The organism is Streptomyces sp. NPDC041784, assembly GCF_055591025.1.
In genome coordinates this window covers 24,342-44,400 of record NZ_JBVJAB010000045.1, presented here as the reverse complement: position 1 = coordinate 44,400, position 20,059 = coordinate 24,342, and the positions used below count along the sequence as shown (strand labels likewise).

The window sequence follows — 20,059 nt, the reverse complement described above, 5'->3', positions numbered from 1 at the left end:
CGCCTCACCGGTGAAACCACAGTCTCCTGGCGCGACCCGACACCACCGGACCAAAACCGCATCACGGGATGAAACAACGGGAGAAAACGACCTCTTAGAACAGTGGCGCGGACGTCGAACGAAACAGACCAAAACGCCACGCCGCGCCACCCCTTCCGCCACGTAGAAATATCTACCAGCATGCAATGTGCCGAGTCGGCGTGCGGCCGACGGCGAACGCCCGGTGACGCGCCGACCCGCGTCCGGCCGGGCCCTGGGGACTTCAGACGGAGCCGGACGATGAGCGAAGTGATGTGGGACCGCGGCGTGGAGTGGCTCGCCGCCGCGGCGCAGGACCCTCGGGTCTGCAAACGCGAGTGGGACCAGGGCGAGGGAATCGCCCTGTTGGAGGCGGGCCGCTACTGGGACGTGGTCAGTGTGCCGGACCGGCTGGGCATGCTGGCCCTGGACCTGCTGTGGCAGTCGTCCCGGCCCGTGCCCGGACCCACCCTGGTGGACACCGCGGCCCACCGGGTGGGCTTCCTCCTGCCGCCGGACCCCGGCAGCCGGTGGATCGGGGCCGGGCTGCGCCACGCGGGCCGGGGCTCCTGGGTGGCGGTGCCGCCGCCGTACCGGCCCGCCCGGTTCACGGAGTGGCTGGTGCCGCCGGACGGCACGGGCTCCCTGCACGCGCCGACGACACTGGAGCTGGCGCTGCGTCAGGCCAACGGCACGCTGGCCGTGTTGACCCCGCTGTGCGACGCGTAGCGCGCCGCGCGCGTCCCGTGCGGCCCGCGAGTCCTGTGCGTCCCGCGCGTCACCGACCCCCGCCGCCCGGGACCTGGGCGAAGCCCACCCACCGTACGTCCGGATGGGAAGGCACGGTACGGCCCCGGGCGCGCCACTCCGCGACGAGCCGGGCGTAGATCGGCGCACGGCACCAGGTGCCGCCGGACGACTGGGCGTAGAGCAGGCCGGCCGGGCAGTCACCGGCGGGCGGCGCGGGAATGGGTCGGTCCATGCCGGGGCAACGCGCCTCGCGCGCCGGGGGTACGCCCGTTGTGCGCGCGCTCACCGGGGCGGGTGAACCCATGCCCCGTTCGGCGGCCCACCCCTGCGATCATCGCACCGGCATCGGGTCTGGGTCTCCTCAACTCGCCCGAGGTGCACGGCAATTCAGACACCCATCACCGAAGTGAACAGATACCGGGCACTTTCGGAGCGGAGAATCGCTCAACCGTGCGGGATCGATCGATGACGGTGTGTACTGTGCTGCGAGTGCCCGGTCTCATTCCTCCCGGGCACTTCCCTGCCCTGCCCTCACGCATCCCGCTCACCTCCGGAACGACGCCCACCTTCCTGGAACCGAATCGATGATCGAATTACCGGACCTGGCCGTCGGTGGTCTGGCCGCCGGCACACTGTCCGCGCTCGCCCTCGCCGGCGGACTGCTGCGGTTACGGCGGCAACGGATCCGGCAGCGCGCCGAGATCACCGCGCTGCGCACCCAACTCGACGGCACCCTGCGGGCGTTCACGGCGGAGGTGGAGCACTTGGCGGCGCGCCGGGTGCCCGCGGCCGTCCGGCAGGTCGCCCATCCGCACATGGACGTGCCCGGCCCGCTCCAGCCGTTGACCGTCGGCACACCGACCGGTATCGCGCTGGAGAACGTGCTGCTGGCGCTCCAGGCCGAGGTGTCCGCCCAGCGCACCCGGGTCGACGCCGCGGCGCAGGCCGGGATGCGGGGCGCCACCCGGGAGATCCAGGCCGCCCTCTACCGGCTCCAGGACGCCCTGCGTGGACTCCAACAGCGCTACGACGACCCCGAGTTGGCGCAGACCCTGTTCCGGCTCGACCACGAGAACGAGCAGTCGCTGCGCCGGGCGCAGGTCGCCGCCGTGGTGTGTGGGGCCTGGGTCGGGCTGGCCCGCGAGGAGTCGCACCTGGTCGACGCGGTGACCGGCGGCCAGGCTCGGCTCGCCGGCTACCAGCGGGTCACGGTCCACAACCATCTCGAACCCGGCACGGCCCTGGTCTCGCACGCCGTGGAACCGGTCGCCATCATCGTCGCGGAGCTGCTCGACAACGCGCTGCGGCACTCCTCCCCGGACACCGACGTCGTGGTGAGCCTGGAGCACGTCCACCACGGCGTCTGCGTCACCGTCGACGACGCCGGCCTCGGTATGACCCGTGACGAACGCGACCGTGCGCAGCGGCTGGTGGCCGGGGACGAGCCGATCCTGCTGACCGACCTGGGCGACCCGCCGCGCATGGGACTGGCCGCGATCGGCCGTCTGACCCGGCAGTTCGACCTGGGCGTGGACCTCTCCTCGGTCTCCCCGTACGGCGGGGTGCGGGCGGTCCTGCGGGTCGACGCCCATCTCCTCAGCCGGATCGACCCCGAGAAGCGGCCCCCGGCGGCCAGCGCCCCGCGCACGACCCGCACCGCGCGCACGCCCCAGCGGCCCGCGCCCGAAGGATCCGCCCCCTCCCACGCGTACGGGACGGAGAGCACCGAACCGGAGCCGGCCGGACACCACGCGCCCCGGGACGCCGACGGGCTGCCGCAGCGCCGCCGCCGTATCCGGGCCGCCGCCGCACCGCAGGCCGCCGAGCCCGTACGGCCGGCGCGCCGCCCGGAGGACGCGGCGGCCGCGCTCGGCGCCCTGCAGTCCGGGACCGCCGCGGCCCGCGCGGCCGCGGCCGAGGCCCCCGAGGCGGGCGACGACGACACCGACCAGACCGACCACGCAGAAGGAGGAGCGGCCCGATGACCAGCCGCAACACGGGCGACACGGCATGGGTGCTGGAACCGATCCTCCAGGTGCCGCACGTGGTGGCCGCCGTCATGCTGACCCGGGACGGGCTCGTGACGGGGTACACCGACGCGCTGTCGCAGCCGTCGGCCGAGCGGGTCGCGGCCATCACCAGCACCGTGCAGGGAGCCTGCCGGACGGCGGCGGCCGCGTTCGCCGACCGGGAGGGGGCCGAGGTACGGCAGATCGTCATCGAGTCCGACCACGGCTATGTGCTGATCGTGCCCACGGACCACGGCACCTGTGTCGCCGCGTACGGGGACGGCGGGGTGCGGCTGGACCTGCTGGCGCACCGGGTCCACTCCCAGGTGGCGCGACTGGGCGAGAAGGCCATGGCGGCCGCGCCCCGAGGAGCCGACGACACCGCGCCCGCATGACCGGCCGCCCGGCCGGCCGTCCCCTGGTTCCCGCCTATCTGTCGACCGGCGGAGTGGCCCGGCCCAGCCGCCCCCACATGGAGCGGCTGACCGTGCTGGCGCTCGGCTGTGGATCCCGGCCCGCCGGGCTGCCCGCCGCCGAACTCGCCCTGCTGGACGTTCTGGAGGGCGGTTCGCTGGCGGTGGTGGAGGCGGCGGCGCTGCTGCGGCTGCCGGTGTCCGCGGTGCGGGTGCTGGCGGCCGACCTCGTCGACCGCGACCTGGTCCTCGCCCGCGCGCCGATCCCGCCCGCCGAACGGTTCGACCCCGACCTGCTGAAGAGAGTGGCCGATGGCCTCCGCGCCCTCAAGCACACGTAGCGCAAGCACCCCCCGCAACGCCCCCCACAGCACCAGCGGCACGGCCGCCGCCGATGGCATCCATCTGCCGGACACCGCACGCGACCTGGTGAAGATCCTGGTCGCGGGGCCGTTCGGGGTGGGTAAGACCACGCTGATCGACTCGGTGTCCGAGATCAGGCCGCTGCACACCGAGGAGCACCTGAGCGAGGCGTCCGCGGAGGTGGACGACCTGGCCGGGGTGCGGGACAAGGCGACCACGACCGTGGCGATCGACTTCGGCCGGCTCAGCCTGCCCGGCGGGGTGGTGCTGTACCTGTTCGGCACACCCGGGCAGGAGCGGTTCCGGGCGCTGTGGGACGACATCGCCTACGGGGCGCTCGGCGCGCTCGTCCTGGTCGACAGCCGCCGGATCGACGCGTCGTTCGGTGTGTTGGGGCTCGTGGAGGAGAGCGGACTGCCGTACGCGGTCGCCTTCAACGACTTCCCGGACGCGCCCCGGCACCACGGCACGCAGCAGCTGCGCCGCGCCCTGGACCTGGAGCCGGGGACGCCGATGGTGACGTGCGACGCGCGGGACGCGAACTCCTCGATCGACGCGCTGCTCGCGCTGGTCGACCATCTGATCACCCGTGACCCCGTGGAGGCCCGGTGACCACCTACCCCCCGGACCGGCGGGACTTCTCGCGCTCGGCGCCCGTGCGCCTGTGGGAGGACGGCTTCGCCTCGGATCCGCGCCACTACTACGCCGCCCTGCGCGCCCAGGGCCCCGTCGGCTGGGCCGAGCTGGCGCCCGGCGTGCCGGCGTACCTGGTCACGGACCGTCGGGCCGCGCTGGAGGTGCTGCACGACGAGGACAGGTTCTCGCACGACCCTCGCGTGTGGGAGGAGACCGTTCCCGCCGACTCCCCGGTGCTCGGCATGATGCGCTGGCGGCCCAACGCCCTGTTCGCCGACGGTGCCGCCCACGTCCGCTACCGCACCACGCTGATCGACGTGTTCGACCTGGTGGAGCCGTACGACCTGCGGGCGCGGGTGCAGCGGGCGGTGCGGCTGCTGGCGGAACGGATCGGGCCGCGCGGGGAGGCCGATCTCGTCGGGGACTTCTCGCGGCCGCTCCTGGCGCTGGTCCTCAACGACCTGTTCGGGCTGCCGGACAGCCAGGGCGACCGGCTCAACCGGGGCCTCGGCAAGATGATGGAGGGCGGCGCGCAGGCGGCGCAGGGCGAGGCGGAGTACGCCGGGTACGTGCTGGACCTGATCGCCGCCAAGGCCGAGCGGCGCGGCGACGACCTGCCCAGCCGGCTGCTCGACCATCCGGCCCGGCTGACCCAGGAGGAGGTCACCTGGCAGGTGTTCCTCACCCTGGGCGCCGGGTACGAGCCGACCGCGAACCTGCTGTCCAACACCCTCTCGCGGATCCTGGGCAACCCGGCCTACTACTCCACCCTGACCAGCGGCGCCCGTCCGGTCATGGACGCGGTGGTCGAGGTGCTGCACCACGAGACCCCGCTGACCAACTACGGCATCTACTACGCCCGCAGACCCGTCTCCTTCCACGGTGTGTGGCTGCGCGAGACGGTGCCGGTGGTGGTGTCGTACGGGGCGCTCGGGCACTTCGCCGAGCAGGAGGGCGCCCCCGGCCGGCACCCCAACGACGCCTCGCACCTGTCGTGGGGCGCGGGTCCGCACGCCTGTCCGGTGAAGCAGCACACGCTGCTGATCGTCACCGAGGCGATCGAACGGCTCACCCAGTGGCTGCCCGACCTCGACCCCGTGCTGCCGCGCGAGCGGCTCAGCTGGCGGCCGGGGCCCTTCCACCGCTCGCTGACCGCGCTGCCGGTCCGTTTCAGCCCCCGCTCCCCCGTGTCCGAACAGCCAGAACGGCCAGAACAGCCAGGAGTTCCGTCGTGACCGTGACCGACCGCTTCGTCCTCGACCCGCTGGGCGCCGACATCCCCGCCGAGAGCGCCCGGCTGCGCGCCCTGGGCCCGATCGTGCCCGTGGAACTGCCCGGCGGCATCCCGGCCTGGGCGCCCACCGGCTACGACACGCTGAAGGAGCTGATCCTCGACCCGCGCGTCAGCAAGGACCCGCGGCAGCACTGGCGGCTCTGGCCGGAGCTGGGCGACCATCCCTCCTGGGGCTGGATCCTCGGCTGGGTCGGCGTGGTCAACATGCTCTCCACGTACGGCGCCGACCACGCGCGGCTGCGCAAACTGGTGGCGCCGAGCTTCACCCACCGGCGCACCGAGGCGCTGCGGGGGCGGGTGGAGGCGGTCACCAAGGAGCTGCTGGACGACCTCGATGCCGGCGCTCCCGATGCCGACGGTGACGTGGTGGACCTGAAGGCGGGGTTCGCGCATCCGCTGCCGCTGCGGATCATCTGCGAGCTGTTCGGGGTGCCCGAGGAGATGCGCGGCGCCACCGCCCGGCTGATCGCGGCGATCATGGACACCTCGGACCCGAGTCCGGAGCACGCCGCGTTCGTGCAGGAGCAGATCGGCACGGTGCTGGGCGGGCTCATCGCCCACAAGAGCGAGCATCCCGGCGACGACATGACGACCGAGCTGATCCGGGTGCGCGACGAGGACGGCGACCGGCTCAGCGGCGAGGAGCTGCTGTACACGCTGCTGCTGGTGATCGGCGCCGGGTTCGAGACGACCGTGAACCTCATCGGGAACGCGGTGGTGGCGCTGCTGCGGCGCCCGGAGCAGTTGGCGGCCGTGCGGCGCGGGGAGATCGGCTGGGACGCGGTGGTGGACGAGACGCTGCGCGCGCACCCGTCGATCGCCTCGCTGCCGCTGCGGTTCGCGGTGAGCGACCTGACGGTGGGTGACGTGACGATCCCGGCCGGGGACGCCATCATCACGACGTACGCGGCGGCGGGCCTGGACCCCGAGCACTACGGGGCGGACGCGGACGTGTTCGACGCGGCGCGCGGGGCCGACGACCATCTGGCGTTCGGGATCGGGGTGCACCGGTGCATCGGCGCGCCGCTGGCCCGGATGGAGGCGCTGACCGCGCTGCCGGCGCTGTTCGAGCGGTTCCCGGAGCTGCGGACGGTCGACGAGGAGCTGCGCCAGGTGCCGTCGTTCATCGCGTTCGGCTGGCAGGAGATCCCGGTCCGGCTGCGCGGCTGAACGAGCGCGGGGCCACAGAGGGCGGACGGATGCGGGGGGCGCGACCAGTCCCCCGTGCCGGTCGCGCCGCCGCCGTGCCCTGAACCTACGGGCGGGCGCGCGGCTTGTGAATCGTGCCGATGCCCGTTCCGCGGCGCCGAGGACTCACCTGTGCACAGGTGAGTCCGGATGGCCCTATTCCGCTCCCGGCCGGCGGTCTCCGCGCAGGTCGGGCTGGTCGAGGTCACGGGTCGCCAGGTGCGCGAGGACGACTTCGTAGAGGTCGCTGCCGGAGGCCAGCAACTGGCGTTCGAGGACGGGTTCGGCGCTGCGGACGTGTTCGCGCACGGTCTGGGCGTGCACGCCGAGCAGGTGCGCGGCCCGTTCGGCGTTGCCGCCGGCCGCGATCCAGGCGCGCAGGGTGCGGCGCAGGTCGCGGCCGTCGGTGTCCAGACGGGCCAGCAGGTCCCTGGCCCAGGTGCCCAGGGCGGGCCCGGTGAGCAGGTCGCCGAGCCGGGCGGGGGCCGCCCCGCCGCCCGCGCGCTCCTCGGCGAAGCCGACCTGGGTGTTGAGGGCGAGATGGACGGTGGCCCGGACGGTGAGGTCGGAGAAGTCGGCGCCCAGCAGGTTCTCGACGCGTTCCATGCGGGCCCGGACGGTGTTGCGGCTGACGCCGAGCACCTTCGCCGCGCTGACGGCGGTGAACTCCAGGCCGAGCCGGGTGGTGGCGAGGAGTTCGGCGCGGGTGTGGTGCGGCAGGGCATCGAGGGGGCGCAGCAGCCGGGTCGTCCAGGTGGCCAGCACGTCCGGGTCCATCAGGCGCTCGGGGTGGGTGCGTTCGGAGTAGACGGCCCGCTGGTCGGGCCGGAAGCGGGCGACGGCCAGGGCGCTGACGGCCTGTCCGTAGGCGGTGGCGGTGCTGGCGAGGCTGTGCCGGGTGCTGCCGCCGAGATAGGCGTCGGGGGTGCGCGCGCACAGGGCGCACAGGGCGGCGGCCGAGGTGTCGTCCGGGGTGACGATGATGACGTGGCCGTCCATGGCGGGGCAGCGGACGACGAGGGCCTCGTCCCGGGTGGCCGCGACGCAGTCCTCGGCGAGGCGGTCGCGGTCGGCGGGGGCGCTCTCGACGACGAAGACGCAGGCGGTGTCGGTGTCCAGCAGGCCGGGCCACAGTCCGGCGGCGACCCGGCGGGCGGCGACGATGTCCTCGACCATGAGGAGTTGGAGGATGGCGAGGCGCAGGTCGGCGGTGGCGCGGGCGAGGCGGTGTCCGGTGGCGGCGGTCTGCTGGGCGCGCAGCACGAGTTCGAGGACGCTCGCGGTGTGCGTGACGATGTCGGCGGCGCGCCGGTCGAAGGGGGCCGCCCGGGACACGGTGAGCACGCCGGCCGAGGCGGGGGCCGGGAGTCCGACCCGGATCAGCCGGGCGAAGCGGCCGTCGCCCTCCCAGGCGGCGGAGGCGATACGGCCGGAGAGGATGTCCGCGGCCGGGCCCTCGTCGAGCGGCACCCGCGGCCCGGCCAGCGGGGTGCCGGTGTCGTCGACCAGGCACACGGTCGCGTCGAGCGTCGCCGCCAGCCAGTCGGTGATCCTGCGGACGCCGGCCCCGGTGGGGCGCAGGTGGTCGAGGAGTTCCCGCGCCCATGTCGAGTCGGCGCCGCCCGTCACCTCGGTGCGGCGGTTCCCGTCGTCCCGGCCGGTCATGCGCGTGCTCTCCTCGTCCCTCGCGACCCCCGCGGGCCGAACCAGTGGATTCGGTCGGGGACGTTACCTCACGGGGCCGGAGGAGCCGACGTCAGCCGACCGGATCGGAGCGCCTGATTCCGGTGGCGGCCGGTACAGCTCCGCGACGCACAGCAGGCCGGTGACCACGACGGCCGTGTGCACGCCGCTCATGAAGGCCTGTCCGCTGCCCTCGACGACGGCCGCCCCGAGCTGTGGCCTCGGCGAGGTAGGCGGTCCCGAGGTCGCGGAGCTCGGCGAGGCGCGTGCGCGAGGTCGCCGTCAGGTACAGATGGGCGACGCACTTGTCGGCGCTGTCCTGGCGCCGCTCCAGGTCGCCCCGCACGGTGAGCTGGGAGACGAGGGAGCTGACGTTGTTCGGCTTCATCAGCTCCGGCCCGGCACACCGTGAGCCGTCGGGACCGCACGGATCCCGCCACGGCATAAGCTCGGCCAATGGCCAAGTACTACGACGTGCACCCCGACAACCCCCAGCCGCGCATCATCACCCAGGTCGCGCAGGCCATCCGGGAGGACGCGCTGATCGCGTACCCGACGGACTCCTGCTACGCACTGGGCTGCCGACTGGGCAGCAAGGACGGCATCGACCGGATCCGGGCCATCCGCAAGCTGGACGACCGGCACCACTTCACGCTGGTGTGCCAGGACTTCGCCCAGCTGGGCCAGTTCGTGCGGGTGGACAACGACGTGTTCCGCGCGATCAAGGCGTCGACGCCCGGCAGCTACACCTTCATCCTCCCGGCGACCAGGGAGGTGCCGCGCATGCTCCAGCACCCGAAGAAGAAGACGGTGGGCGTGCGCATCCCGGACCATGTCGTCACCCATGCCCTGCTCGCCGAACTCGGTGAACCGCTGCTGTCCAGCACGCTGCTGCTGCCGGGCGAGGAGGAGCCGATGACCCAGGGCTGGCAGATCAAGGACGAGCTGGACCATCTGGTGGACGGCGTGCTCGACTCCGGGGACTGCGGGACCGAGCCGACCACGGTCATCGACTTCTCCGAGGGCGAGGCGGAGATCGTGCGGGTCGGGGCGGGTGACATCTCGCGCTTCGAGTGACGGACGGTGGGCGGTGGGGGCCATCACGGCCCGGTGGATGATACGTGCAACGATCGACTCGGCCCGGCCCCGCCGGGCGGATCCGCTGCTCGTCGTGAACCGCGCAGAGAGGCACCCCCCATGACCTCCGTAGAGGGAACAGCCGTGGACATCCGGACCGAGGACGGCGTCGCGGACGCCTATCTCGCCCACCCCGCCGACGGGACGCCCCGTCCGGGTGTGCTCCTGTACCAGGACGCGTTCGGGCTGCGCCCGCATCTGCGGGCGATGGCCGACCGGATCGCCGGGGCCGGTTTCACGGTGCTGGTCCCCAACGTGTTCTACCGTCACGGGCGCGCCCCGGTCGTGGAGTTGCCCGAGTTCATCGACCCGGAGGCCCGCCCGGAGATCTTCGGCAGCCTGATGCCGGTCATGCGGGCCCTCACCCCGGAGTTCGCGATGCGGGACGCGGGCGCCTACCTCCGCCGGCTGGAGGAGAGCCCGCTGGTCGCGGACGGCCCGGTCGCGCTGACCGGGTACTGCATGGGCGCCCGGCTCTCCCTGTTGACCGCCGGCACCTATCCGGAGCGGGTGGCGGCGGCGGCCGGTTTCCACGGCGGGCGGCTCGCGACCGACGCACCGGACAGCCCGCACCTGGTGGCCGGCCGGATCACGGCGGAGCTGTACTTCGGCCACGCGGACGACGACCCGTCCCTGCCCCCGGAGCAGATCCGGCTCTTGGAGGACACGCTCACCGAGGCCGGGGTCCGCCACCGCTGCGAGGTCTACGAGGGCGCCCACCACGGCTTCACCCAGGCCGACACCGCCGCGTACGACGAGCAGGCCGCCGAGCGCCACTGGGCGGCACTGCTGGACCTCCTGAAGCGGGCGTTCTGACCGCACGGGCGCCCGTGGCCGGACGGACACGGGCGCCCTCTTCTTGTCCGAATCATTGACATGCACACACCCCAGTGCGACTTTGAGAGCGCTCTCAACGAAAGTACGGACCAACCCCCAGGTACCCCCCCAGGTACCCCCGCAGGTATCCCCACAGGTCTCCCCACGGACCTTCCCGCACGGAGGTGGAGAGTGCTCGCAAGGATCACGTTCAGACTGGTGGGAGCCGTCGCCCTGGTCGGCGCGCTGCTCACCCTGGGACCACCGGCCACCCCCGCCGAGGCGGCCGTCCCCGACACCATCCCCCTGAAGATCACCAACAACTCGGGGCGCGGCGACGCCCTCTACGTCTACAACCTCGGCACCCAGCTGAGCACGGGCCGGCAGGGCTGGGCGGACGCGGGCGGCACGTTCCATGCCTGGCCGGCCGGCGGCAACCCGCCCACCCCCGCGCCCGACGCGTCGATCCCGGGCCCGGCGGCCGGACGGTCGGCGACCATCCGGATCCCGAAGTTCTCCGGCCGGATCTACTTCTCGTACGGGCAGAAGCTGGTCTTCAAGCTCACCACCGGCGGGCTGGTCCAGCCGGCCGTGCAGAACCCGAGCGACCCGAACCGGAACATCCTGTTCAACTGGTCGGAGTACACACTCAACGACTCCGGGCTGTGGCTGAACAGCACCCAGGTCGACATGTTCTCCGCGCCGTACGCGGTCGGCGTGCAGCGCGCCGACGGGAGCACGGTCAGCACCGGGCGGCTCAAGTCCGGGGGCTACAACGGGTTCTTCAACGCCCTGCGCGGTCAGCCGGGCGGCTGGGCGAACCTGATCCAGACCCGGTCCGACGGCACCGTACTGCGCGCGCTCGCACCGCTGTACGGGGTGGAGACCGGGGCCCTGCCGGCGAACGTCATGGACGACTACATCAACCGCGTCTGGCAGAAGTACGCCACGACGACGCTGACCGTGACGCCGTTCGCCGACCAGCCGGGGACCAGGTACTACGGCCGGGTCTCGGGCGGGGTCATGAACTTCACCAACTCCTCCGGGGCGGTCGTGACGAGCTTCCAGAAGCCGGACGCCTCCAGCGTCTTCGGGTGCCACCGGCTGCTGGACGCCCCGAACGACGCCGTGCGCGGGCCGATCTCCCGCACCCTGTGCGCGGGATTCAACCGGTCGACGCTCCTGGTCAACCCCAACCAGCCGGACACCACGACGACGAACTTCTACCAGGACGTGGTGACCAACCACTACGCCCGCAAGATCCACGCCCAGATGGCCGACGGCAAGGCGTACGCGTTCGCGTTCGACGACGTCGGACAGCAGGAGTCGCTCGTCCACGACGGCTCCCCGCTCCAGGCGTATCTGACGCTGGACCCGCTGAGCTGAGCACGACGACGTCCCGCACACGGAGGGAGCCCGTGTGCGGGACGTCGGTCGGGGGGGCGGATCAGCCGGTCGTGACGGCGGTGTCGTCCACCACGAAGCTGGTCTGGAGCGAGGAGTCCTCGACGCCGGTGAACGTCAGGGTCACCGTGGAGCCTGCGAAGGACCCGAGGCTGAAGGACTTCTGCACATAGCCGGAGGCCGCGTTGAGGTTCGAGTACGTGGCCAGGGTGGTCGATCCGGCGGCGACCGTCAGCTTGTCGTACTGGGTGCTGGTGGTGGTCTCGGCCGTGTCGATGTGCAGGTAGAAGGTGAACGTGGTGTTCGTGCAGCCGCTCGGGATCGTCACCGACTGCGACAGCGTGTCGGTGTGGGTCGATCCGTAGCCGTCCAGCCAGGCCTTGTAGGAGCCGGTACGGGCCGCCTGGCTGCTGGAGTTGGTGATGACACCGCTCGTCGCCGTCCAGGTGGTGTTGCCGGACTCGAAGCCCGCGTTGCCCAGGAGCTGCGTCGAGGTGCAGGAGCCGCCGCCGGTCGGGCTGACCGTCCAGGTGAAGGACGCGGTGCCGGTGGCGCCGGTGGAGTCGGTCACCGTGACGGTGGTGCTGTAGGAGCCGGCCGTGGTCGGCGTGCCGGAGATCAGACCGGTGGAGCTGCTGATCGACAGGCCGGTGGGCAGTCCGGTGGCGGCGTAGGTCAGGGAGCCGCTGTTGGTGCTGCTGGCGGAGATCTGCAGGCTGACCGCGGTGCCGACGGTCGCCGACTGGCTACCCGGGTTGGTGACCGTGACGCCGGTCGACGGGACCGTGATGTGGCTGCCTACGTTGATGCCCGCGAAGGCGTTGCCGACCCCGGCGTACTGGGTGGAGCTTGAGCCGTACAGCGCGGCGGCCGCGCTGAGGGCCGCGGTGCGGGCGCCCGCGTAGTTCGTGCTGGACGTCATGTACGTCGTCAGCGCCTTGTACCAGATCTGGAGCGCCGCGGCCCGGCCGATGCCGGCGACGGCGACGCCGTCGGAGGTCGGGCTGTTGTAGGTGACGCCGTTGATGGTCTTGCTGCCGCTGCCCTCGGAGAGCAGGTAGAACATGTGGTTCGCCGGGCCCGAGGAGTAGTGGACGTCGAGGTTGCCGATGCCGGAGTACCAGCTGTCGGCGGAGCTGCCGTCCTTGTCGGGCTCGTCCATGTAGCGCAGCGGGGTGCCGTCGCCGTTGATGTCGATCTTCTCGCCGACGAGGTAGTCACCGACGTCGGTGGAGTTCGCCGCGTAGAACTCCACACCCGTGCCGAAGATGTCCGAGGTGGCCTCGTTCAGACCGCCCGACTCCCCGGTGTAGTTCAGGTTCGCGGTGTTGGAGGTGACGCCGTGGGTCATCTCGTGACCGGCGACGTCCAGCGAGGTCAGCGCGTGGGTGCTGCTGGTGCCGTCGCCGTAGGTCATGCAGAAGCAGTCGTCGTCCCAGAAGGCGTTGACGTACGCCGAGCTGTAGTGGACACGGCTGTAGGCGGCGACGCCGTCGTTCTTGATGCCGCTGCGGCCGAAGGTGTTCTTGTAGAAGTCCCAGGTGGTCTGGGCGCCGAAGTGGGCGTCGACGCCGGCCGTCTGGGTGTTGGAGCCGGAGCCGGTGCCCCAGACGTCGTCGGAGTCGGTCATCAGGGTGCCGGTGCCCGACGTGCCGTTGTTGAGGCTGTACGTCTTGTGGCCGCCGCGCGTGGTGTCGTACAGCTGGTACGTCGAGCCGGACAGCGTGGTGCCGATGGTGACCGTGCCGCTGTACTGGCTGTTGCCGGTGCCGGTCTTGATGTCCTCGAAGCGGTGCAGCTCCGCGCCGGTGGTGGCGTCGGTGACGACGTGCAGCCGGCTCGGGGTGCCGTCGTCCTGGAGTCCGCTGACCACCGTCTCCCAGGCGAGCTTCGGGGTGCCCTCGCCGGCCCAGATCACCTTGCGGGCGCTGTCGGCGGCGGGGTCCTGCGCGTCGAGCGCCCGGGCCGCCTTCAGTGCCTTGGTCTCGGCGGCCGCCTTGCTGTACGTCGGGGTCGTGGACTTGACCGAGACGGTACGGCGGTCGTTGTTGAAGGTCGTGCTCACCGTGCCGGCGGCCAGCGAGGCCGGGGGCGTGTGCACGACGAGGTCGCCGCCGAGGACGGGCAGACCGGCGTAGGTGCGCTCGTAGCGCGTGTGCACGGTGCCGTCGTTGTCCTTCACGACGTCCTTGACGACCAGCTTCTCCGGGGCGCCGAGGCCCAGGGTGTCGGCCGTCCGCTCCGTCTTCGCCTCGGCGCTCTTGATGAGCGTCGTGCGCTGGGCGGGCGTGATCTCGGCGGGCAGGCCGCCGGTGCGCACGGGGCTGGGGTGGGGGGCTGCGGGCTTCGCGACCGCCGGAACGGTCTGGACTCCGACGGCCAGCAGGGCGGCCGTGGAGAGCAGGGCCGCTCCGACCGCGGTCCGCTTGCGGGGGTTGGGTCTCACTCGTTCTCCTCCTGCTGCGGCCGTGGGGAGACCGGCCGGTGACAGACCGGGCAGACGGGTGTGCTGTCCGGGACGAGCTGAGCTGTGCGGGACCGAGAGGTGGTGAAGGCAACCGCCGTGTGGGGTGCGGCGGTTGGGAGGGAGAATGGCAGGCTTGACAGTGGCATGTCAGCCAGAGCGGAGTGCTTCGAGGGTTATCCCTCGGTACCCGGTACGCCCGAGGGTCCCGGCCCCGGCGACTCTGTGGATGAGCTGTGCACTTGCTGTCCCGGACGGGGTGCGGCGGTCCGCGTCCCGTACCCGCGTGGTGGGTACGGAACCGGCCACGGCGGCCCCCTCGGCGGGTGCTACCTGGCGTCCCGCCCCCAGGGCCGCACGGCGGCCGGCGCGGCCGTCAAGTGCCGCCGCAGGAAGCCCGCCTGGCGGTGCAGCACGTCGGCGGTGAGCGCCGTGCCGATGGGCTGGTGACCGGCGCCGGGCAGCAGGACGAGTTCATGGGGCCGGCCGGCGGCCCGCAGCGCGGCGGACAGGCGCAGGGCGTGGACAGGAGGCACCTGGGGATCGGCGAGGCCGTGCAGAAGCAGCAGGGGGCGGGTCAGCCGGTGCGCCTCGTGCAGCGGGGAGGCCGCCGCGTACCGGCCGGGGTGCTCGTCCGGGTGGCCGAGGACCCGCTCCCGCCCGTGGGCCTCGTGGAGCCGCTGGTCGGTGACCGCGCCGCCGGCGACGGCCGCGTGGAAGACGTCCGGGCGGCGCAGGACGGCGAGCAGGGCGAGGGTGCCGCCGAAGGACCAGCCGCGGACGGCGACCCGGCCGAGGTCGAGGTCGGGGTGGCGGCGGGCGGCCTCGCGCAGGGCGGTGACCTGGTCGTCCAGGACGGGTCCGAACAGGTCGCCGTGGACGGCGCGTTCCCAGTCGGGCCCGCGGCCGGGCGTGCCGCGTCCGTCGGCGACCAGGACCGCGAAGCCGTGCTCGGCGAACCACTGCGACACCAGCGTCCGCCAGTCCGTCGCCGCGGTGACCCGCTGGGCGCCGGCACCGCCGTACGGGTCGAGGAGGACGGGCAGGGGGCCGCCGCCGGGGCGGTGCCAGGAGGGCAGGTGCAGCCGGGCGCGCAGCGCGCGCGGGCCGAGGCGGAGCGAAGTGGCACGCACGTCGAGCACCGGGCGTTCGGCGTAGGAGGCGAGGGGGACCGCCGGGCGGCCCTCCCGCAGGACCATGGTCCGCTCGCCCGCGCGGACCAGGGTGCCGCCGCGCCGCGTTCCGGAGTACACGCCCGCTCCTTCGGTCAGCCGTCGCGCGCCGGACCCCGGACGGTAGGTCCACAGATGGGTCTCGGTCGGCTCCTCGGAGGCGGTGAACAGCACCTCGTCGCCCTCGACACCGAGGACGGCCCGCAGTTGGAGTCCGGGCGGGGTGACGGGCACGCCGTCGTCCAGGAGGTGCCGGGTGCCGCGCAGGTCGCGGTGGGTGAGCCAGGTGCCGGAGCCGGTACGGGCGGGCAGGCCGGGCACGAGCCGCAGCCAGGGCTCGTCGCGCTGTTCGTGCAGGACGCGGGTGCGGCCGTCGCCCGGTTCGATCCCCAGGAGGCGCAGTGCGCGCTGGTCCCGGGACTGGACCACGGCGTAGGGGCCGTGCGGGTCCCAGCCCGCGCCGACGAGGTACTCGTGGGCCGCCCGGTCCCAGGGCACGGGGACGCGGGCGCCGTCGAGGTCGGCGAGCCACAGGGTGACCTCGGGGCCGGGGGTGCCCGCGGCGGCGTGCCGCCGGCCGGTACCGGGCACGGGGCGGACGGGCGTCCGGTCGGTGCGGGCGATGAGCAGCCGGGTGCCGTCCGGGGACCACCAGTGTCCGTGCGGGCCGTCGGGTGCGGTGGTGTGGGTGTGCGGCGCGCACGCGAACTCCACGTGTGGGCCGTCCGGTTCGGCGATCGCCCGGTCCGCCGTGCCGTCGGCGCCGATGATCCGCAGGGCGCCCTCGTGGACGTAGGCGATGTGGCTGCCGGTGGGGTCGGGGAGCGGGTCGGACACCGGGTGCGGCGTGGGGAGGCGGCGGGGCTCGGCACCGGCGGTCCACAGGGCGCCGGCCGTGGTGAACACGATCAGACGGCCGGACCGGTCGGTCGCGCAGGAGTCGACGCCCTCGCGGGGAGCGGCCAGCAGGCGTTCGCCGCCGCTGCCCACGTCCAGGGCCCACAGACAGGCCGCCGGGTCGTCGCCCGCGCGGCCGCGCAGGAAGAGGACGGTTCCGCCGTCGGGTGTGAGCGTGGGGCGGTGCGGCGTGCCACGGGTGAGGCGGGCGGTGCGGGCGAGCTGTTCGGGCAAGGCGGCGATGGGCACGAGGGGCTTCTTCCACCCGACCCGAGAGTCAAACTTTTGTTCGAATAAGTAGCCTCGATCGAGGTCTGCCCGGTCCGCCGCCGACCCGTGGAATCATCTGCGGCTCGGACGGGCGCGGGTCCGTCGGGAAGGTGGTGGGCGGGCGTGGTGGCCGGCTGGGAGTGGGACGACACGTTGTTCTCGGGTGCCGCCGCCTACTACCGGCGCGGGCGGCTGCCCTACGCGCCCGGGCTGGCGGACACGCTCGCCGAGGTGCTGCGGCTCGACGGGCGGGGTTGCCTCCTCGACGTGGGGTGCGGACCGGGAACCGTCGCCCTGGAGCCGGCCCCTCTGTTCGGCGAGATCGTCGGCGTGGACCCGGACGGGGAGATGCTCGCCGAGGCCGGCCGTACGGCCGTCGAGCTGGGGGTCCACGGGAAGGCACGCTGGGTGCGGGCCCGGGCCGAGGAGCTGCCGGCGGAACTGGGCACGTTCACCGTGGCGACCTTCGCCCAGTCCTTCCACTGGATGGACCGCGACCTGGTGGCCGCGACCACCCGGGCCGTGCTGGAGCCCGGTGGGTCCCTGGTGCACATCGCGGATCTGAAGGCGGAGGGCAGGTCCGTCGACGGTCTGCCGTATCCGCCCGTGCCCTACGGGGCGATCGACGAGCTGGTCAGGCACTCCCTGGGACCCGTCCGACGAGCGGGCCGGGGGGTGCTGGCCCAGGGAACGCCCGGCGGTGAGGCGGCCGTGCTCGCCCGGGCGGGGTTCTCCGGTCCGCGGCGCCATGTGGTGCCGGGCGGCCAGGCGCTGGAGCGCACCCAGGACGACGTCGTCGCCTGGGCGTTCTCGATGCCGTTCTCGGCCCCGCACCTGTTCGGCCCGCGCCGCGACGCCTTCGAGGCGGACCTGCGCCGGCTGCTGCGGGAGACCTCCGCGGCGGGCCTGTTCTCGGAACGCCGGCCGAGCACCGAGATCTTCGTCTGCGGGAAGGACGCCGCCGATCGGGTCCGCCGCTGACCGGCGACGACGGCCCGGTCGCCGCTGATCGCGTCTCGCGACACGGGAAGGGCTTGCTTCCACCCGGCCCTTACACGTAGACATTCCTCCACGAACGGCCTTGACTCTGGGGGGAGTTGGCTATGGAAGGCACGGTTGACGGCTTTCGGTACGGGATGGTGACCCCGGTGGCGGCCTATGTGATGGCCTGCCTGGGCGGCGCTCTGGGGCTGCGCTGCATCGTGCGGTCGCTGCTCGGCACGGGTTCCTGGAAGCCCGGTTGGCTGGCCCTGGGGGCCGCGTCGATCGGCTGCGGCATCTGGACGATGCACTTCATCGCGATGATCGGCTTCCAGGTGAAGGAGACCCGGATCGGGTACCACGTCGGTCTGACCGTGCTCAGTCTCGCCGTCGCGATCACCGTGGTCGGGGTCGGCGTGTTCCTCGTGGGCTACCGGGGCGCCGGCCGCGCGTCGCTGGCCCTCGCGGGCGTCGTGACCGGGCTCGGGGTCGCCGCGATGCACTACCTGGGCATGGCGGCGATGCACCTGAACGGCAGCATCACGTACGACCCGCCGACGGTCGCCCTCTCCGTGCTGATCGCCATCGGCGCGGCGACCGCCGCACTGTGGGCGGCGGTCACGGTCCGCGGGTTCCTGACCAGCCTGGGCGCCAGTCTGGTGATGGGCGTCGCCGTCTCCGGCATGCACTACACGGCGATGGCCGCCGTCAGCGTCCATGTGCACGGGACGACACAGTCGTGGGCCGGGGACTCCCCCACCTCGCTGCTGCTGCCGATGCTGATCGGGCCGGCCGTCTTCCTGCTGCTGGCGGGTGTGGTGGTGATGTTCGACCCGCTGCTGGTGCTCGGCGACGGCGAGTGGAACCGGACCGCCCGGACCGGGCAGGCCGGGCGGAAGCCGCAGGAACCGGCCGGCCGGTCCTGGAGCCGCCCCTGAGGAACCGTCAATTGGGGACGGTGGTGCCGGTGGTGGTCCCGTGCCGGTGCAGCGTCGCCGGTCACCCACCGTCCGGGGCGCCGTGGGCCGTTGCTACGGTGCACCCCGTGTCTGAATCCTCACGCGATACCGCCGAGGGCGCCGGCTGGGCCGGTGCCGAACCCGGTGCCTACCGGAAGCTGATGCCCGGCCGGGTCGAGAAGATCTCGTGGCTGGATCCCCGGATGCTGTGGGCGGCCCGCAACGGTGTGCTGGCCTCCTGGTTCGGCGACCCCACGGGCCGTACGCGCGGCCGGTGGGTGGCGCAGCGGGCGGCGGCCGGCGCCCCGGCGGACAAGGTGATCCGGCGGACGGACCCGGACCGCTTCTCCTTCATGGTGATCGGCGACACCGGCGAGGGCGACGATCCCCAGTACGCCGTCGTGCCAGGGTTCCTGAAGGCGAGTCAGGACACGTCGTTCGCCGTGCTCGCCAGCGACGTCATCTATCCGGTCGGCAGCGCCGACGACTACGACGGCAAGTTCTTCCGGCCGTACCAGGACTACCGGGCGCCGATATACGCGATACCCGGCAACCACGACTGGTACGAGGACCTCGGCGCGTTCATGCGGGTCTTCTGCGCCGACGCCCCGCCGCTGCCCGCCGAGCCCCGGCCCCGCCCGCTCACCCGGGCCTGGCTGCGCTCCCTGCTGTGGCACCGGCCGCGCCCGGACGACGGGCGACACCTCGACGAGGCACGGCGGCGGCGGTCGGCGGCGGACCAACAGGCCGTGCAGCCCGGGCCGTACTGGGCGATCGACGCCGGACCGGTGCGGATCATAGGCCTCGACACCGGTCTGCTGGGCACCGTCGACGCCGAACAGGGCGCCTGGCTGCGCGAGGTGTCGCGGGGGCCGCGGCCGAAGATCCTGATCACCGGCTCGCCGCTGTACGTCGACGGCGAGCACCACCCGTGCCCCATCGACGGGGGCGGAACGGTCGACGACATCGTGACCGCGCCGGAGCACCACTACGTGGCGGCGATCGGCGGTGACATCCACAACTACCAGCGCTACCCGGTGCCGTTGGCGGACGGCCGCACCCTTCAGTACGTGGTGGCGGGCGGCGGGGGCGCCTTCATGCACGCCACCCACACCATCCCCCGGGTCTCCGTCCCCGGGGTCACCGAGCGGGAGTTCCGCTGCTACCCGCTGCGCGGCGACTCCCTGGCCTTCTACAGCCGGCTCTACGGCCGCCGGCTGCGCCTGCGCCGCTTCTTCGCGCTCACCGAGGCCGAGGGCCAGGCGGTCGTGGCCGAGCGGCTCGGCATCCCGCCCACCCGGGTCCCGGGACCGGAGGTCAGGGTCACCCGGCGGATCCGGCTGGTGGCCGGCCTGCTGGGCACGGGGAGCCGTCCGGAGCGCCGCAAGCGGTTCCGGCTCCCGGTGCGCAAGGTCTACACGCAGCTGTTCTCGCCCGGCTCGGCCACGTACAGCCCACCGTTCTTCAAGTGCTTCCTGCGGCTGGACGTCACCCCGGAGTCGGTGCGGCTGCGCTGCCACGCGGCCACCGGCAACCTCGCGCAGGAGCTGGACCCGCCGGTCGAGGACGAGGTCACGATCCCGCTGGTCTGAGGCGGCCTGCGAC

At 73.0% G+C, this 20,059-nt stretch carries 17 protein-coding genes and 1 pseudogene; 13 read left to right on the top strand and 5 right to left on the bottom strand.

Features of this window, described 5'->3' with window-relative positions; genetic code table 11:
- The first annotated feature begins 279 nt into the window (after positions 1-279).
- Complete coding sequence (locus ACZ6D7_RS43845) at positions 280-747, top strand: hypothetical protein (protein ID WP_469503641.1); 468 nt, start codon at positions 280-282, stop codon at positions 745-747.
- A gap of 49 nt (positions 748-796) precedes the next feature.
- On the opposite strand, the gene ACZ6D7_RS43840 is transcribed toward ACZ6D7_RS43845, so the two are convergent.
- Positions 797-1,000 carry a hypothetical protein gene (locus ACZ6D7_RS43840; protein WP_469503639.1) on the bottom strand — a complete coding sequence of 68 codons (204 nt, stop codon included), beginning with the start codon at positions 998-1,000 and terminating at the stop codon, positions 797-799.
- Positions 1,001-1,352: 352 nt separating this feature from the next.
- Here ACZ6D7_RS43840 and ACZ6D7_RS43835 point away from each other — a divergent pair, with 352 nt between their 5' ends.
- From ACZ6D7_RS43835 to ACZ6D7_RS43810, 6 genes are read left to right on the top strand one after another with little or no spacing between them, the layout of a single operon-like run.
- Positions 1,353-2,753, top strand: a complete 1,401-nt coding sequence (locus ACZ6D7_RS43835; RefSeq protein ID WP_469503636.1) for an ATP-binding protein — start codon at positions 1,353-1,355, stop codon at positions 2,751-2,753.
- Entirely contained in the window at positions 2,750-3,172 is a 423-nt protein-coding gene (locus ACZ6D7_RS43830) for a roadblock/LC7 domain-containing protein (RefSeq protein WP_469503633.1), read from the top strand. Before ACZ6D7_RS43835 ends, ACZ6D7_RS43830 begins: the two co-directional genes overlap by 4 nt.
- Positions 3,169-3,531 carry a DUF742 domain-containing protein gene (locus tag ACZ6D7_RS43825; protein ID WP_469503630.1) on the top strand — a complete coding sequence of 121 codons (363 nt, stop codon included), beginning with the start codon at positions 3,169-3,171 and terminating at the stop codon, positions 3,529-3,531. The genes ACZ6D7_RS43830 and ACZ6D7_RS43825 overlap by 4 nt, the downstream gene beginning before the upstream one ends.
- Positions 3,503-4,165 carry a GTP-binding protein gene (locus ACZ6D7_RS43820; protein ID WP_469503629.1) on the top strand — a complete coding sequence of 221 codons (663 nt, stop codon included), beginning with the start codon at positions 3,503-3,505 and terminating at the stop codon, positions 4,163-4,165. Before ACZ6D7_RS43825 ends, ACZ6D7_RS43820 begins: the two co-directional genes overlap by 29 nt.
- The gene (locus tag ACZ6D7_RS43815) at positions 4,162-5,424 is read left to right on the top strand and encodes a cytochrome P450 family protein (protein ID WP_469503626.1); all 1,263 of its coding nucleotides are present in this window, start codon (positions 4,162-4,164) and stop codon (positions 5,422-5,424) included. The genes ACZ6D7_RS43820 and ACZ6D7_RS43815 overlap by 4 nt, the downstream gene beginning before the upstream one ends.
- Positions 5,421-6,653 carry a cytochrome P450 family protein gene (locus ACZ6D7_RS43810; protein WP_469503623.1) on the top strand — a complete coding sequence of 411 codons (1,233 nt, stop codon included), beginning with the start codon at positions 5,421-5,423 and terminating at the stop codon, positions 6,651-6,653. Before ACZ6D7_RS43815 ends, ACZ6D7_RS43810 begins: the two co-directional genes overlap by 4 nt.
- Before the next feature lie 174 nt (positions 6,654-6,827).
- Here ACZ6D7_RS43810 and ACZ6D7_RS43805 read toward each other — a convergent pair whose 3' ends face one another.
- Positions 6,828-8,336 carry a helix-turn-helix domain-containing protein gene (locus ACZ6D7_RS43805; RefSeq protein WP_469503620.1) on the bottom strand — a complete coding sequence of 503 codons (1,509 nt, stop codon included), beginning with the start codon at positions 8,334-8,336 and terminating at the stop codon, positions 6,828-6,830.
- A 235-nt stretch (positions 8,337-8,571) separates the two neighbouring features.
- Positions 8,572-8,745 (bottom strand): annotated as a pseudogene (locus ACZ6D7_RS43800) (MarR family transcriptional regulator); the annotation flags it as partial.
- A 65-nt stretch (positions 8,746-8,810) separates the two neighbouring features.
- On the opposite strand from ACZ6D7_RS43800, the gene ACZ6D7_RS43795 reads away from it, so the two are divergent.
- The 3 genes from ACZ6D7_RS43795 to ACZ6D7_RS43785 all read left to right on the top strand — a co-directional run bounded on the left by ACZ6D7_RS43795 (position 8,811) and on the right by ACZ6D7_RS43785 (position 11,693).
- A complete protein-coding gene (locus tag ACZ6D7_RS43795; RefSeq protein ID WP_469503619.1) occupies positions 8,811-9,431 on the top strand; it encodes an L-threonylcarbamoyladenylate synthase in 621 nt (206 codons plus the stop codon).
- A gap of 120 nt (positions 9,432-9,551) precedes the next feature.
- Entirely contained in the window at positions 9,552-10,307 is a 756-nt protein-coding gene (locus ACZ6D7_RS43790) for a dienelactone hydrolase family protein (protein ID WP_469503617.1), read from the top strand.
- Positions 10,308-10,499: 192 nt separating this feature from the next.
- Entirely contained in the window at positions 10,500-11,693 is a 1,194-nt protein-coding gene (locus tag ACZ6D7_RS43785; protein ID WP_469503615.1) for a glycoside hydrolase family 64 protein, read from the top strand.
- Between the two features lie 61 nt (positions 11,694-11,754).
- On the opposite strand, the gene ACZ6D7_RS43780 is transcribed toward ACZ6D7_RS43785, so the two are convergent.
- A complete protein-coding gene (locus ACZ6D7_RS43780; protein ID WP_469503612.1) occupies positions 11,755-14,157 on the bottom strand; it encodes a M4 family metallopeptidase in 2,403 nt (800 codons plus the stop codon).
- Positions 14,158-14,504: 347 nt separating this feature from the next.
- Complete coding sequence (locus ACZ6D7_RS43775) at positions 14,505-16,493, bottom strand: S9 family peptidase (RefSeq protein WP_469503609.1); 1,989 nt, start codon at positions 16,491-16,493, stop codon at positions 14,505-14,507.
- A gap of 144 nt (positions 16,494-16,637) precedes the next feature.
- Between ACZ6D7_RS43775 and ACZ6D7_RS43770 the strand changes: the two genes are divergently transcribed.
- From ACZ6D7_RS43770 to ACZ6D7_RS43760, 3 genes are all read left to right on the top strand, one after another.
- On the top strand, positions 16,638-17,495 hold the full coding sequence (locus ACZ6D7_RS43770) for a class I SAM-dependent methyltransferase (protein WP_469503606.1): 858 nt from the start codon (positions 16,638-16,640) through the stop codon (positions 17,493-17,495).
- 122 nt (positions 17,496-17,617) lie between these two features.
- The gene (locus tag ACZ6D7_RS43765) at positions 17,618-18,433 is read left to right on the top strand and encodes an MHYT domain-containing protein (RefSeq protein WP_469503604.1); all 816 of its coding nucleotides are present in this window, start codon (positions 17,618-17,620) and stop codon (positions 18,431-18,433) included.
- A gap of 107 nt (positions 18,434-18,540) precedes the next feature.
- On the top strand, positions 18,541-20,046 hold the full coding sequence (locus ACZ6D7_RS43760; protein WP_469503602.1) for a metallophosphoesterase family protein: 1,506 nt from the start codon (positions 18,541-18,543) through the stop codon (positions 20,044-20,046).
- Positions 20,047-20,059: the final 13 nt, after the last annotated feature.